A 15,638-nucleotide genomic window follows, 5' to 3' on the forward strand; every position below is an offset into this window, starting at 1 on the left:
CCTTACAGCTTTAAACTTTAAAACTTAACGCAATTATGGGATGGACATGTCAGCTATTTTAATGGATATCAGTGCTTTTGAGCCGGCACTGAGAGCGGGAAAACTGATTGTCACCGCCAACAATAGGCAGAAAAATCAGATACTTAGAGCCTTTAATAGCCAGCAAAATAATCATTCATGGGTAGCTCCGCGGGTATTGACACTGAGCCAATGGCAGCAACAATTGTGGGTTCGTTATCAATTATCAGGCCTGCCAGATAATGACCTGTCTTTGATTGGCGCCCATCAGCGCGATTACCTCTGGCGAGTTGTGATCGAACACTACGCCACAGCTCAGCAATTGCTGCAATCCAATCGCCTGATTTCACAAGCAGAATCGGCCCGTATGGCGCTCGATGCCTGGCTTTGCCCAATACAAACCTTGCGTGAAGCGCAACAAACCAATGAGACCAGCCACCCATTTGATGTGTGGTATTTAGCCTATCATAAAGCTTTAGCCGACTATCGACTATCCACCGAAGAAAACATTCAACACTTGTTAATTCATGCTATAAACGCCGGCCACCTACCCTTTGAAGAGGGTGCCCTACTCTACGGTTTTGATGACTTTACCCCATTGGTCACCCAATTTATTCAGGCGGCGCTGCCAAATGCGGAAACAATAACCTCTCAAACCAACCCAAATCAGGTTCACCTGCAAGCGCTCACCGATACCCCAGATGAAATATTGCAGGCGGCGTTATGGTCGAATCGTATCCTACAGCGACAACCGGATGCCGTTATTGGGGTTGTTATCCCTAATTTAGGTCAAATCCGGCATCAGGTGGAAGGTATTTTTCAATCGGTTTTCTCGCCGCTGCAACCGATGCCCACAACCCCTGCTGAAGTTGCTCCCTATAACTTTTCGGCTGGCACCCCTCTGGCGGACACTCCTATCATTGATGCTGCACTGATGCTGGCACAAGGGCTATTGAAAAAACACAACTTAACCTCGGCCTGTGACTTTATTGGCAATCGGTATATTGGCCAATATTCGATCGAGTGGCGAACACGGCAACAAGCGATTAATCAAATTCGCAAAAAAGCTGCCCAGCAGTATTCGCTAGGCAGTATCCGACAAGTATTTAGTGATTTGCCAGACATTGAAAGTGACAGCGAGGAGCTCTACACGTTACAACGCTGCTTAGTGAAAGTGGCGTCTCAATCTAGAAATTGGAATGCACAGAAAAAATTTCATCACTGGAAGCAAGAACTTCTTCAATTACTGAATTTATTTTATTGGCCGGGTGATCGTGTTTTAAACAGCATGGAGCATCAGCAAGTAGCCATGTTTTATCAAGTACTAGAGGAGTTAGATACTCTGAGCTTGGTGCACCCTATTTGCAGTTTTTGGGATTACCTGGAATCGTTGAGTAATACGCTTCGCCGTACCCCTTTTCAGGCGCAAACACCAGACTCCCCCATTCAAATTTTAGGCACGCTAGAAGCGGCAGGGTTACAATTCACGGACTTATGGGTTATGGGTATGCACAATGGCGCCTGGCCACCGGCGGCCAGCCCCAACCCTTTGTTGCCGGTACAACTGCAGCGTGACTGGGGTATGCCTAAATCGAGCTCAGAACGTGAGCTCAACTATGCAGCTCGCTTGACCCAGCGCTTGTTACATAGTGCTCCACAAGTGGTTTTCAGCTATCCCACCATCAGTGGCGACCGGCATTTACAAGTAAGCCGAATCATTGAGGAGCTTTGCCCTGCACACTCGATGAATGAGGTTGTGCTCACAGAGCAAAGTACTCAGCAAAAAAACTATTTAACCGTATCGACATTATCCAAGCTTGAAATCGTTAACTGTGAATACGCACCCGCCTTACCACCTGGCCGCCTACCTGGCGGAACCGGAATACTCAAGATGCAGGCCACCTGCCCGTTCTCGGCGCTGGCTAAATTTCGTTTGGGAGCCAGAGCCTTTGATGAACCAATCCTGGGTTTGTCAGCTTTAGACCGTGGCAATATTTTGCATCAAATTCTGGCTGATTTTTGGCAAACCGTCGGCAACAAAGCTGCGCTCATCGATATGTCAGAGGAGAAAATCCAGCAATTGTTTGCAAGCTTAATCGACCCGGTCTTAGCGAAGGCTAACAACCAATTGAATCAAACCTTAGGGCCGCGTTTTATCGCAAAAGAAAAAATACGTCTCATTAAATTATTGAATAAATGGATTGACGAGGAACGACAGCGGCCTGACTTTACAGTAACCGCGATAGAGCAGCTCTACGCTATTGATTTATCCGGTTACCAACTGAACGTACAAGTGGACCGAATAGACACCTTAGATGGGAAAGGCACACTGATTATCGACTATAAAACCGGGGCGACAGCCACTAAGAACTGGCAGGCAGCGAGTTTTTTTGACCCACAGTTACCGCTCTATGCCTGTGAAATCAACCCTTCAGAGGTGCAAGGAATTAGTTTCGCCACGCTCAACAGCCATTCAACCGCTTTTACCGGTTGGGGCGACAACATAAGTATTAAGGGTATAAGCGAACCAGAGAGTGAATCTTGGCAGGCGCAACTGCAAGTTTGGCGAGAACAGCTATCGGGCTTGTTGAATGAAATAACCACGGGGTATGCGCCTGTGGATTACCGCTTTGAACAAAGTAAAAGATTTGAACAAGACCTTATCAGCTTAAACCGTATTAATGAACACAGTGAACTCGCTCGCTGGAGCCAAAACCGCCCATGAATACAATCGTACAGCCTAGTGATCACGTTGCACGCGAAGAAGCGCTTAATCCGGAGCGCTCTTTTGCCGTGTCAGCTCCCGCCGGTTCTGGTAAAACTGGCCTTTTAACGCACCGCTTACTCAAGTTATTGCTAACCGTAAAAAGTCCTGAACAAGTACTCGCCATCACCTTTACTAACAAAGCTGCGAGCGAGATGCAAGAGCGTGTGCTCCATGCATTAATTGATGCACGCGACAACGCCATGCCGGGGCAAGCTCATCAACAATCACTTTGGCAAACTGCCAAAGACGTTTTAGCCCGAGACAGCGAGTTGAATTGGCAGTTATTAAACAACCCCAACCGGCTAAAAATACTGACCATCGATGGCTTATCTCGCTCTATCGTCTCGCAATTGCCTATTGACAGTAAATTGGGTGGTGCGCCTGACAACTTAGATGACCCAGAGAGTGCTTACCGGGAAGCAGCGCAAAATTTATTAAGCGAAATGGAGGTCGATAACGCCACCGGCGAGGCTTTAATCGAGCTTGCAGCACACTTAGATAATCAGCTGGAAAAGGTCGTTGAACTTCTTGTTCGCCTATTGGGCAAACGCGAACAGTGGTTACCTTTAATTATGTCGGTAAACGGCGAATCCGCAAGACAATCTCTCGAAAGCTCTCTCGAACAAGTCGTTGAGGAGCATCTTGCTTATCTGACGGAGCTGTTATGGCCAGTGCAATCCGACATAGGCCAATTACTGGACGGAATTGGCAGCTATTTAGCAGAGGAGGATCCCGACAACCCTTACACGTGCTTTAAGGGGACCATTGGTTTACCCGCCGCTCAAGTTGATAAGTACAACCTGTGGCAAGCCTTGGGGCAGATCTTTTTAAGTTCAAGTGGCGACTATCGTAAGCGACAAGATAAACGTACCGGATTCCCTGCCGGCAAAGTGGGAAAACCACTTAAAGATCAGTTTTTAATGATCGTAGAGACTTTGCAAGATTGCGCCCCCGAGGCTCTACTAGCCTTGCGTGAGATCAAAACGTTACCTGCATTTCGTTATAGCGATAATGAGTGGGCAATATTAAATGCACTGTCTCAAATTCTACCCCGTTTAGTGGCGCAATTATGGGTGGTATTCGCCGCGCGCGGCGCTAGTGATTTTACCGAAGTGGCATTGGCCGCTTTGCACGCTTTAAAAGATGAAGAGCAAGTCAGCGATATACTTTTAAAGCTGGATCATCAAATTCAACATATTTTAATCGATGAGTTTCAAGACACGTCATTACCACAATTTGAATTATTAGAAAAATTAACCACAGGTTGGGAGGCTGGCGACGGTCGAACACTATTTCTAGTCGGCGACGGCATGCAATCGTGCTACGGCTTTCGCAATGCCAATGTGGGTTTGTTTTTAAAAGCCAGGCGTCAAGGAATCGGTGATTTAACGTTGCACCCGCTGGATTTGACCGTTAACTTTCGTTCGCAAGCAGGCGTTGTAGATTGGGTCAACCAAACGTTTGCCCAGGCATTTCCTTCACAGGATGACATTTCCCGAGGGGCAGTCAAATACAATCCCTCTGACGCTTTTAAGCCCAAGACGCAAGAGCCGGCGGTGGTTACCTATCTCAGTCATTTCGATTCGGCCATTGTTAACAAAGATCAAGCCCGTCAGCGAGAAGCTGAGCATATTGTCGATTTAATTATTCAAACTCAAGAACGTAGGCCCGATGCATCCATTGCGGTATTAGGTCGGGCGCGCTCGCATTTGCAATTAATCATGCAAGAGCTGGGAAAACGTCGCCTGGATTATATTGCCCAGGATATGGAGTCACTGGCTGGACGAATGGTTATTATTGACCTGCTTACCTTAACCCGAGTGATGCTGCAGCCCGATAATCGAATTGCCTGGTTATCGCTTTTGCGCACGCCTTGGGTTGGACTGGATCATTTTGATTTATGCACGCTTGTGGGTGAATCTGACCGTGAGGCCAAAGATCGCGACATTCAGGGCTTTGAGTTTATCTGGCAGATCTTGCAAAACGACGAGCGTTTACAGCAGCTATCCAATGACGGACAAATGATTTGTACTCGGTTAGTAACAACTCTCAAGTCGAGCTTTTCACAATCGGGGCGAAAATCCTTAGCCAGTTGGATTTATGGCACATGGTTGGCCCTTGGTGGCCCGGCCGGACTTCTTCGCGATTCGGACCATCGTGATGCCGAACAATATTTCAACCTACTTCAAAACCACGATAGCGCTGGCAGAATTACCGACTGGCCAGCGTTTGACCGTGCAATTGAAAAGCTCTTCTCAGACACGGCCAATGCACACAGCAACATCCAATTAATGACCCTGCACAAATCAAAAGGGCTTGAGTTTGATACCGTGTTTATTGCCGGTCTAGACCGCCGCTCAGCCAATGATGACAAACAACTTATACTCTGGCGAGAACGTCTCGATCTACAGGGGCAGGCTCATTTGCTATTGAGCCCGGTGGCCCCTACAGGCGATGATCAAGGGGCCCTTTATCAACATCTAAAATACGAACAAAAGCTACAAAGTGAATATGAGTTGACCCGCTTGTTTTATGTGGGCTGCACCCGCGCGATTGAAAACCTTTATTTAACCGGCTGCGTTCAAACAACGGAACCATCCGACGGCGAAGCTCCTGTCCCGGCCAACACCAAGCCTCAGGGATTGTTAAAACAACTGTGGCCACTGCTGGAAACAACACTCAAATTTATTGCGCCCAACCCCGAACGCAACCAATCGTCACAGGCGCCATCCAGCCACCCGGGGACATATATTCGACGACTGCAAGCGAACTGGAGCTGCCCGGCCCTGGCGGACAACCCTACCTTGGCCCATCTACGCACCGAGACACCGCCGCCTGAAAATGCACGCAACCTGCCAGAATATGAGCCTAAACATGCTCGTTTGTTGCGAATTACCGGCACTCTAATTCACAGTATATTCGAGCAATTGTGCCTTACCGGGCTACCTGATGAGACAGAAACTTATTGTCTTAATCGGGAAAAGGCTTGGCGATCCATTTTGTTGAAAAGCGGTGTTTTGCCCGAAGATCAAAATCAATGCATCGAGATTGCCCGCCACGCCATCACACAGGCACTCAGTACCCGCACTGGGTGTTGGCTGTTAAATAATCAGCATGAGTCGAGCCTAACCGAGCTAGAGCTCTATTCTAAATCACAGACCGCGACTCGACGCCATGTGATTGACCGGACATTTATTGAGCGCGATACGCGCTGGATTATTGATTATAAAACCACCCAAAAAGAGCCAGACGAAGCCTTGGAGAGTTTTGTGACCCGCTTAAAAGAGGAATACAGGCCCCAGCTAGAGCGATATCGCGACCTATTCTCAGGTTCAGAGCACACCCTACAATGTGCTATTTACAATCCTCTACTGCCCGAGGAGCACGCATTGATTCTCTATTAAGTCCAATTTGGCGAATATAGCCAAAACAAATAGCGACAATTGCTAAAAACATCCACAAAACACCGTTAAATTTCAGTAGAATAGCCCCATGAACCCATTATGGGTGGTTAACATAGCGATAACTGGAAAGCGAATGTCACACGAAGTTACAGAAAATGCCGTTGATGACGTCAACGTAGTCTCTCAAGAGTTGTTGATTTCTCCCGCAGAATTGAAGCGCGAGCTGCCCTTATCCGACGCGGCTCGTAAAGTAATCACCGAAGGTCGCCAGACGATTCGCAATATTCTGGAGCGCAAAGACGACAGAATATTTGTGGTTATAGGCCCCTGCTCTATCCACGATGTCGAAGCCGCCAAAGACTACGCCGCCCGGCTAAAGAAAATTGCCGAAGAGGTTAGCGACACGATTTACATCGTAATGCGTGTTTACTTTGAAAAGCCTCGCACTACGGTAGGTTGGAAAGGTTTGATCAACGACCCTTACTTGAACGATTCCTTCAAAATTCAAGAAGGCTTGCATATTGGTCGTAAGCTCTTACTCGACATCGCCGAGCTTGGTCTGCCGACGGCTACCGAAGCGCTGGACCCAATTTCACCTCAGTACCTGCAAGACCTAATCAGCTGGTCTGCCATTGGTGCGCGTACCACTGAGTCGCAAACTCACCGCGAAATGGCCAGCGGCCTGTCTTCTGCGGTCGGCTTCAAAAATGGCACCGACGGCAGCCTAACCGTGGCCATTAACGCCTTGCAATCGGTATCTAAGCCGCACCGCTTCCTCGGTATTAACGCCGACGGTCAGGTTTCTATTATTCACACCCAAGGCAATGGTTACGGGCATGTGGTATTGCGCGGCGGCAATGGTAAGCCCAATTACGACTCTGTCAGTGTTGCCATGTGCGAAGACGAGCTGAACTCAGCGAAAGTTGTGCCCAACGTTATGGTTGACTGTAGCCACGCCAACTCCAACAAAGATCACAACCTACAGCCATTGGTTATGGACAATGTGGCCAACCAAATCGTGGATGGCAATAAGTCTATTATCGGCCTGATGGTTGAGAGTAATATAGGCGCCGGCAACCAAAAGATTCCAGATGACTTAAGCCAATTGGAATACGGTGTTTCGGTAACGGATGCTTGTATTGACTGGGAAGCCACCGAAAAAGCCTTGCGCTCTATGCGAGACAAGATCAAGCCGGCACTGGCTCAACGCAATAAGTCGTAAACGACTTATTGCGAGTTAAAACTCGCCGGCATTAAAAAAGGGGCGCATTTAGCGCCCCTTTTTTAATGCCTGTCGTTATGGCGATACGTTAGCCATTAATAATAGGCTTGGGTGCGATCAGTGTGGTCGGTTATATCGCGTATGCCTTTTAACTCTGGCAGTTTATCCATTAGGGCGACTTCCACCCCATTTTTGAGGGTCATATCCACTGCACTACACCCCTGACAACCGCCGCCAAAGCGTAAAATAGCGTAGCCATCATCGGTTATTTCCACCAGGCTTACTTCTCCGCCATGTGCTGCTAGCCCCGGGTTTACCTCGTTGTACAGAATATAACTAATCCGATCTTCGAGAGGACTGTCATCAGTAACCTGTGGCATTTTGGAGTTGGGGGCGCGGATAGTAAGCTGACCACCCATTTTATCGGCTGAATAGTCTACTTTCGCATCTTTCAAAAAAGGCAGGCTGCGCTCTTCAAACAGCGCATTAAAACCTTCTAGCTCCATGCTGACATCGCCTTCTTTTTCTTCCCCGGGACGACAATAAGCGATACAGGTTTCAGCCTTGGCTGTGCCTGGGTTAGCGACGAACATACGGATGCCCATACCGTCATTGTTTTCCTGCTTTTGCAGGAGCTCTTTCAGGTACTGCTGGGCGGAAGGTGTGATATCAACTGCAACCATAACTATTCTACTTACCTAGATACTTGATCAAATTACTCAGGTATTTTACTCGAATTCGCGCCATATTGAAAATACTGTGGATCCGTCAAAACATTTATTTACTCCACGGGCGCTCAAGGGCCACCCAGCCAGAGCTTAATTCTTCTTTTTAATCTCATCTTCTTCAAATCGACCGCGCTGCATGGCATCGCTAAAAGCCGACGCCAATATACCGGTAGGCATTGCCACCAGTGCGATGCCCGCAATAGCAGTCAGCCCGGCCAGCACCTTGCCCAAATGCGTTATTGGATAAACATCGCCGTAACCCACGGTGGTAAACGTAATCACCGACCACCAGAGCGCTCGTGGAATGCTGCCAAATGCCTCGGGTTGGACATCACCCTCCACAAAATAGAGCAGAATTGAGGCAAACACCATAAAACTCAGTGCAATAATCATACTGATGGAGAGCTCGTAGCCGCGCGAGCGCACCGCCACATTAATTCGGTGAACCGCCCGTGAAAAGCGCCCAAACTTGGCAAGGCGCACAATACGTAACAAACGAACAAAACGCAGGAGTAAAGTCTGGGGGCCGACCACCCCTAGCAGCAAGGGCAAAACCGCCAATAAGTCGAGTACGGCCGCGGGCGACAGTAGGTACGCCAAGCGGCCTTTAAACGGGTGACGATAGTGGCGATTTTCCACGCAGCACCAAACCCGAACGATATACTCCACGAGAAAGACACTGCTGAACACAAGCTCTAGGCCATGAATTAAAGCCTCGCGGCCCTCGCGCACCCCAGGCTCAGTTTCCAGTATCGCCAAGGTAGAAGACAGGGCAATCAGTGCGCATATCACCCAGTTAAATGGCGATAAGCCATAACCCCAGGCTTTTGGTTCCAGCTGAAAATAGAGCCACACACGCAAGCGGCCAAGAGAGTGACGCATTGCTAGATACTCCGCCAAAATGGCCGTTCGGCGACGCCTGAAACCTCCGAATCATCATGCGGATGGGTAAAGCGCAGCTCACTGGCGTGTAATAGTAGTCGGTCGGCTAGCGCTCGCGTCGCCTCGGGCGCGTAAAACTCACACCCCAGTATAGGACACCCCAAGTGAGCCATATGCAAACGCAGTTGGTGTGAACGCCCTGTTTTGGGTTCGAGTGCCACCAAGCTACGATTGAGCGCCTCGTCAAACGCTAATACTTTGTAGTGAGTCACCGATGGCTTACCTTCGGGGTCAATTTTACACTTGGGCCGGTTTTCGGCATCGGGTGCAATGGGCAGATTTATAACGCCGCTCTGCTCTGGCGGGCCCCCCGCTACTACCGCGTAGTAGAGTTTGAAGGTTTGCCGCTCCTGAAATTGGCGGGCTATTTTGGCGTGCGCGGGCTTATTGAGAGCGACGACCATAATACCGGAAGTGTCAAAATCGAGGCGATGCACGATACTGACCGTGGGGTACTCCAGCTGCAGGCGCGACGCCACACAGTCATGATTGGCTGGGTTGCGACCGGGGACTGAAAGCAGCCCAGCAGGCTTTTCGATCAATAAAAAGTCTTTATCGCACCGTAAAATGCGCACCGGATCGTGGCATTTGGGTAAAACGGTCAACTGATCGGCCGCAGGTGGAGTATTATTGTTCATGCACGGATCTTATAAATAATGGGATTTTCATGCCGGCAACCGAGCCAAGAGCGGATGACACAAGCTATGATAGAATTTAGCAACAGTTTACCCTATCTGACCTGATGGATAACCCCGAAATGCAAACTCGCAATGACACAAATGCCCACGTTGAGCCTCACACTGAAGCTCCGTCCACTAAAGAGAATAAGCCTCTGGGGTTTGCTCAGGTAGTGCTCAGCACGCTGGCAGCAGCGCTGGGTGTACAGAGCAATAAAAATCGAGAGCGAGACTTTTCGGGCGGCAACTTAAAAGTTTATATTGTCTCAGGTGTGATATTTATGGGTATTTTTATTGGCGGCTTGGTGGTACTGGTCAATTATTTACTGGCCAGTCACTGACTTACCCTAACCACCAGCAACGGCCGGTTAGTCGATATTGCGCCACTGGCGGCTCGATTCAATACCCCCTTCACGCAGCAGTTTTTGAATGTGCGTTTTGAACACTCGAACCTCTGTGGCCGGCAATTGCGCTAAAAAGCGCTGTTGATGCTGCATGGCTAACTGGTCTATTTGCTGCATTTTACTTTCACCCAAGGCGGTAAGAGCAATGCGTACGCAGCGGCGATCACCATCATCGTGGACCCGTGTCAGCAATTCTTTTTCAGCCAAACGGTCCAGTAATCTTGTCACCGCAGAACGATCGATACCGATACTGTCGGCAATTTGAGCAGGTGTGTCGGCCTCACCGTGGGCGAGCACATTTAAGCTCAACCACTGTGGCCAGGTAATGGATTGCTCCGCAAGGGCTTCATTAAAGGTTTCACGCATAGAGCTGGCCAAGCGGTTTACCCAGTAAATAAGGCTATTATGGGCTTGTAAACGGCCGCTATCGGTTAGGTCAGAGTCAGTTGGCTTCATGCGGTAGAAATATCAAATATGGGGGAAGTTCTGCCGCAGCCTGTAGCCCCGGCAGAGAGTCAAAACACCGATTACTGACCGCTGATCCAAAAAATACAAGCGGTTACAAAAACAGCAATAAGACATAGTGCCGCAACTGCATCAGCCACACCATCACCCTGCTCTTGCATTTCAATTTGATCATTCATTGTTTTTATTCTCCCAGTTATTTATATGATTTTTCGAGTTTTTATGTGCCGAGTAAGTCATTTTGGGCACAATTTCCATTAACTGCAATCCATGCAGTGACACTCCAATGGTTATTTCTTATACAGAATCTTACCCTGCTGCGCAAGGTTTTGAGCCCATATAACTAATGTTTAGCTTTATATAGAAAACAATTCGTTCAAAATCCGCAGCTTAACTGCTATGTTGCGCGTTTTTCAGCTCTCGCGAATACGGCCATTTTGCTGTATCCTTGCGCGCCTGCGGAACCCCAAATAGGGGGTCATTTCAGTAACGGTACACTGATTTATGTATATATACGACAAATATGACCACGACATCTTAAGCCAACGCGTGGCTCAGTTTCGTGACCAAACCCGTCGCTACCTTGACGGTAGCTTAAGTGAAGCTGAGTTTTTGCCCTTGCGCTTACAAAACGGCCTGTATGTACAGCGTCTAGCGCCTATGCTGCGAATTAATGTGCCCTACGGCATGTTAAACACCACTCAACTACGCCGTTTGGCCCGCATAGCGCGAGATTACGACAAAGGCTATTGTCATGTCAGTACTCGTCAAAATATTCAGTACAACTGGCCAGATCTAGAGCAAGTGCCTGACATTCTGGCGGAGCTGGCTGAGGTTGAAATGCACGGTACCCAATCCAGTGGTAACTGTATACGCAACATTACCTCGGACCAGTTTGCAGGCACTGCCCCCGATGAGGTGGTCGACCCACGCCCTTACTGTGAAATTATTCGTCAGTGGTCGAGTTTTCACCCTGAATTTGCCTTTTTGCCACGCAAGTTCAAAATTGCCATTTCAGGTTCTGAGCTAGATCGCGCAGCCATTCAGGTTCACGATATTGGCTTGCAATTGGTGACCGACAATAATGGCGAGATCGGATTTAAAGTAATCGTCGGTGGCGGCTTGGGCCGTACACCCGTTATCGGCAGTGTTATTCGTGAGTTTTTGCCTCGCCTGGAAGTATTGAACTACCTGGAAGCTATTTTGCGGGTGTACAACTTGCACGGGCGCCGCGATAACAAATTTAAAGCACGCATTAAAATATTAGTGCGCGCCATGGGTGCCGATGTTTTTGCCGAAGCGGTAGAGCAAGAATGGCAGCAAATTAAAGAGTCGCCCAGCACCCTACGCGATGAAGATTTCGACAATGCGAAAGCCTTCTTCACTGAGCCCGCCTATGAAACGCTCAATGACGATGCCGTGCAAACCGCTCTCGAGCAGCAATCGGCCGACAATCGCGCCTTTAGCAAATGGCTTGAGCGCAATGTACGCCCCCACAAAGTAGCCGGCTACGCGGCGGTTACCCTGTCCCTGAAGCCGACAGGGATTGCACCGGGCGATATCACCGATGGTCAATTGGAAGTCATCGCCGACCTGGCCGATCAATATAGCTTTAGTGAAGTGCGCACCACACATGAACAAAACATGGTGCTGGCCGATGTGAAAAAGTCGGATCTGTTTGCCTTGTGGGAGGCGGCCCGATCTGCGGGCTTTGCAACACCGAATATCGGCACCCTTACTGATATTATCTGCTGCCCCGGCGGCGATTTTTGTTCTCTGGCCAATGCCAAATCCATCCCTATTGCCGAGGCAATTCAGCGTCAGTTTAGCGATCTCGATTACGTCTATAATCTGGGCGACCTGGACCTGAATATCTCGGGCTGTATGAACGCCTGCGGTCACCACCATGTGGGACATATTGGCATTCTCGGTGTGGACAAAAAAGGTCAGGAGTTTTATCAGGTGATGCTGGGAGGCAACGCCGGTAATAACGCATCGCTGGCCAAAGTATTAGGTCCGGCTTTTGGCGCTGACGACATGCCCCAAGTGGTACAAAAGGTAGTGGATGTCTTTTTAGAAAACCGCACCGACGAAGAACTATTTATCGATACTTATCAGCGTATCGGTATCACCCCTTTTAAGGAGCGAGTTTATGCCAAAGCTAGTTAAAGACGGCGCGATCACGGAAGACCAATGGACCTTACTCGACAAACCCGATGACAGCCCCGAAGCGGTTGTGATTCCGGCCGGTTGCGTTATTGTGCCTTTATCGGTGTGGCAAGCACAGAAAGATAGCCTGACTCACCGCTCTGACATTGGCGTTTGGATCGATAGCGACGAAAGCGCTTTTGATCTCGGTGAAGCTGCAAGCACACTGCCTCTGGTGGCGGTTAATTTCCCGGGCTTTATGGATGGTCGCGCCTTTTCAACTGCGCGCTTATTGCGCGAGCGCTTTCATTTTGGTGGCGAGCTTCGCGCTATCGGCGCTTTTATTCGCGATCAAATGTGTTATTTGTCCCGCTGTGGTGTTAACGCTTTTCAGTTTGAAGACGAAAGCATCGATTTAACCGAAGCCATGAAATCACTCAATGATTTCACCGAGTATTACCAGGCCAGCGTGAACCAGCCCCAGCCGTTATTTCGCCGTCGCAGCGCTTAACAACGCCAAGGTGGTCCTGCAGTAAAAAGCAGACCATTCACAATCAAAAAAGCCGATCAGTTTTAAAAACTGATCGGCTTTTTTGTGGATAGATATTACAGACAGGAGCAGTAAAAGTGATTTAATGTTTTGCTGCCAACTAGGCTTGCGCCTCTACCGGGCCACTGTGGAAACGAAATTCATCATCCTCACCCATGACTAAGGTTTGCTCCAATAGCAAAAAGTGCTCTACCCGTTCTGCAATGGATTCATCTCCTGCGGCTTTTTGTGCAAGCTGTAAATAGTCTTGAAAATGACGCGCCTCGGACTTTAATAAAGACAAATAAAACTTTTGTAGCTCATCGTCTAAAAATGGCGCCAGCTTGGCGAATCGCTCGCAGGATCTCGCCTCTATAATGGCGCCCACAATAAGGGTATCAATCAAGCGCGCGGGCTCGTGGGTACGCACAGGCTTACGCAATTCGGCGGCATAGCGAGCCGCGCTGATTTGCTCATAAGCGATGCCGCGTGACTGCATAATAGCAATCACCTGCTCAAAGTGACGCAACTCCTCGCGGGCTAGGCGCGACATTTTGTTGAGCAGCTCGAAATCGGATACATAGCGATACATAAGCTGCATTGCCGTCGATGCCGCCTTTTTTTCGCAGTTGGCATGATCCAGCAATAGAATTGCCGGATTGGCAATAGCATTGTCAATCCAGCCCTGGGGAGTTTCGCACTTTAGGAAGTCGGTGATCGGAGTAATATCAGTCATTAAAATTGCTCGGTAGCGGCCAAACCTGGGGCGATATATCGTTCATAGTAGGCGCAAGAGAGTGCATAAAAATCTTTATCAATATCATCGCGTATAGTGGGCAGGGGCAGATCGCGCCAAGGCGTGTTGAGCTGCAAACCATAATCGGCAAGTGTCGCAATCTGACTGGCCCCTGCTCGCAATAAATCGAAAACCCAGCAATACGGTGACTGCTCGGGTTTAAAGTTAATTTGCTGATGCTCGATTTGGGTTAACAGGAGAGCTTCGTCGACGATGGTAAAGCGATTAGCCACCAACTGAGTCAGGTAGCCCTCCAGCCTTTGCGCGATAATTTGACGCTGAGCTTCGGTATAACCGTTCCAGTGAATCACTTCATGGGAAAAACGCTTACACCCCCGGCAGACGCTATCACCAATGCCTGTTGAACAAATACCAACACAGGGGGTTTTTACAGGGTTGAATACAGACATGGGACTCCGCTAACACAAACCAACAGCCTGCATTTTATCACTCGCAGCTTGGTTCAGTAAGGCATTCCCGCTACATCCAGCTCAATTTCCCACAGCGCCCCCATACCGGTCACATAAAGTGTGGTGCCCTGCACTCCGCCAAACGCTGCATTGGTCACATTGGCATCAAACTGGGCCTCGGCAATTTGCTCTCCGGCGGCGCTAAACACCCGCATTCTTTGAGCGGTATGCTCGGTTACATAGATATTACCCAGGCAATCCACCGCCATACCATCGGGTACGGTAATGTCTGAGGCAAAAGTACGCTGCGAATAAGGTAAATCGCCGCTCAAATCATAAGCTCGGACAAAGCCATGTTCGCCGCCACCAGCCACATACAAAGTGGTTTGATCCGGGCTTAGGGCAATACCATTGGGATTAGCTATGGTGTCGTCAATCAGCGTTACTTCGCCGTTTTTAACCTGATATACACCGGTGACGGGCTGACCGCCGGGGGCCGCTGCGCGCTGAAAGTCAGGGTCGGTAAAAAACAGGCTGCCATCGCGGGCAAGGGTTAAATCATTGGGGGAGTTAAACACATTGGCCTGATACTCGCTCGCCACGGGGGTCGCTTTACCCGATCCGATATCCAGCTGGACCACCGCTTTGTGTTTGTGTGCCCCGGCCAAAAGCTGGCCCTGCCCGTCGATCGCCAAGCCGTTAGAGCCTGAGTCTTTTATGGCGACAGACAAGGTCTGACCATCGTAAGCCAGCACCTTGGAGGGAAAGCCCTCAGAAAACAAAAAATGCGAAAAGTACAGTGTGTTATTGTGCCATACCGGCCCCTCATACAAGCCTGCTGCTGTGTTATCCGCCACACTCAGGCGTTGTGGCTGTAGCGATCCTTGTGGTGCCTTGCCTGCTGGGGCCGTACAAATCCCCTCCCCGGCCAAAGCCATGGAAGAGGCAACTAACGAGGCTATAAATAATCCACTGGAAAGAGTGATTTTTTGAATACGGTGCATGGGCTCTCCTTATGATTGTTATGGCATCGGGCCGTTGACTTTAGCGAATGGGGCCCAACGCTTTGACAGCATAATAGCAAAATGATTGCGCTATCACAGCTAATTTATAACCCAATAGCGAGCT

At 49.2% G+C, this 15,638-nt stretch carries 13 protein-coding genes; 6 read left to right on the forward strand and 7 right to left on the reverse strand.

Translation table 11 applies throughout. The annotated features are described in order from the left end of the window. Positions 1-46 precede the first annotated feature (46 nt). From Q4563_RS01485 to Q4563_RS01495, 3 genes are all read left to right on the forward strand, one after another. Complete coding sequence (locus tag Q4563_RS01485; RefSeq protein ID WP_303603378.1) at positions 47-2,743, forward strand: PD-(D/E)XK nuclease family protein; 2,697 nt, start codon at positions 47-49, stop codon at positions 2,741-2,743. Beyond that, positions 2,740-6,189, forward strand: a complete 3,450-nt coding sequence (locus tag Q4563_RS01490) for a UvrD-helicase domain-containing protein (RefSeq protein ID WP_303603379.1) — start codon at positions 2,740-2,742, stop codon at positions 6,187-6,189. The genes Q4563_RS01485 and Q4563_RS01490 overlap by 4 nt, the downstream gene beginning before the upstream one ends. Before the next feature lie 133 nt (positions 6,190-6,322). Further along, positions 6,323-7,411 (forward strand): 3-deoxy-7-phosphoheptulonate synthase, encoded by a 1,089-nt coding sequence (locus tag Q4563_RS01495; RefSeq protein WP_215977483.1) that lies wholly within the window; start codon positions 6,323-6,325, stop codon positions 7,409-7,411. A gap of 95 nt (positions 7,412-7,506) precedes the next feature. On the opposite strand, the gene nfuA is transcribed toward Q4563_RS01495, so the two are convergent. The 3 genes from nfuA to Q4563_RS01510 all read right to left on the reverse strand — a co-directional run bounded on the left by nfuA (position 7,507) and on the right by Q4563_RS01510 (position 9,719). Continuing rightward, positions 7,507-8,094, reverse strand: coding sequence for a Fe-S biogenesis protein NfuA (gene nfuA, locus Q4563_RS01500; protein ID WP_215977484.1), 588 nt, complete (start codon positions 8,092-8,094; stop codon positions 7,507-7,509). Positions 8,095-8,229: 135 nt separating this feature from the next. Beyond that, the gene (locus tag Q4563_RS01505; RefSeq protein WP_215977485.1) at positions 8,230-9,021 is read right to left on the reverse strand and encodes a potassium channel family protein; all 792 of its coding nucleotides are present in this window, start codon (positions 9,019-9,021) and stop codon (positions 8,230-8,232) included. A 2-nt stretch (positions 9,022-9,023) separates the two neighbouring features. After that, positions 9,024-9,719, reverse strand: a complete 696-nt coding sequence (locus Q4563_RS01510) for an RluA family pseudouridine synthase (RefSeq protein ID WP_303603380.1) — start codon at positions 9,717-9,719, stop codon at positions 9,024-9,026. 104 nt (positions 9,720-9,823) lie between these two features. Here Q4563_RS01510 and Q4563_RS01515 point away from each other — a divergent pair, with 104 nt between their 5' ends. Beyond that, complete coding sequence (locus Q4563_RS01515; RefSeq protein ID WP_303603381.1) at positions 9,824-10,099, forward strand: DUF2970 domain-containing protein; 276 nt, start codon at positions 9,824-9,826, stop codon at positions 10,097-10,099. A gap of 27 nt (positions 10,100-10,126) precedes the next feature. Here the strand turns inward: Q4563_RS01515 and Q4563_RS01520 are convergent, their stop codons facing one another. Beyond that, positions 10,127-10,618, reverse strand: coding sequence for a MarR family winged helix-turn-helix transcriptional regulator (locus Q4563_RS01520; RefSeq protein WP_303603382.1), 492 nt, complete (start codon positions 10,616-10,618; stop codon positions 10,127-10,129). 513 nt (positions 10,619-11,131) lie between these two features. Here Q4563_RS01520 and Q4563_RS01525 point away from each other — a divergent pair. Next, a complete protein-coding gene (locus Q4563_RS01525) occupies positions 11,132-12,796 on the forward strand; it encodes a nitrite/sulfite reductase (protein ID WP_303603383.1) in 1,665 nt (554 codons plus the stop codon). After that, positions 12,780-13,286, forward strand: a complete 507-nt coding sequence (locus tag Q4563_RS01530) for a DUF934 domain-containing protein (protein ID WP_303603384.1) — start codon at positions 12,780-12,782, stop codon at positions 13,284-13,286. The genes Q4563_RS01525 and Q4563_RS01530 overlap by 17 nt, the downstream gene beginning before the upstream one ends. A 139-nt stretch (positions 13,287-13,425) precedes the next feature. On the opposite strand, the gene Q4563_RS01535 is transcribed toward Q4563_RS01530, so the two are convergent. From Q4563_RS01535 to Q4563_RS01545, 3 genes are read right to left on the reverse strand one after another with little or no spacing between them, the layout of a single operon-like run. Continuing rightward, positions 13,426-14,040 (reverse strand): tRNA-(ms[2]io[6]A)-hydroxylase, encoded by a 615-nt coding sequence (locus tag Q4563_RS01535; RefSeq protein ID WP_303603385.1) that lies wholly within the window; start codon positions 14,038-14,040, stop codon positions 13,426-13,428. Continuing rightward, positions 14,040-14,510 carry a DUF1289 domain-containing protein gene (locus Q4563_RS01540; RefSeq protein WP_215977491.1) on the reverse strand — a complete coding sequence of 157 codons (471 nt, stop codon included), beginning with the start codon at positions 14,508-14,510 and terminating at the stop codon, positions 14,040-14,042. The genes Q4563_RS01535 and Q4563_RS01540 overlap by 1 nt, the downstream gene beginning before the upstream one ends. A gap of 53 nt (positions 14,511-14,563) precedes the next feature. Further along, positions 14,564-15,514 carry an SMP-30/gluconolactonase/LRE family protein gene (locus tag Q4563_RS01545; protein WP_303603386.1) on the reverse strand — a complete coding sequence of 317 codons (951 nt, stop codon included), beginning with the start codon at positions 15,512-15,514 and terminating at the stop codon, positions 14,564-14,566. Between the last annotated feature and the right edge of the window lie 124 nt (positions 15,515-15,638).

This window comes from Gilvimarinus sp. 1_MG-2023 (genome assembly GCF_030548285.1).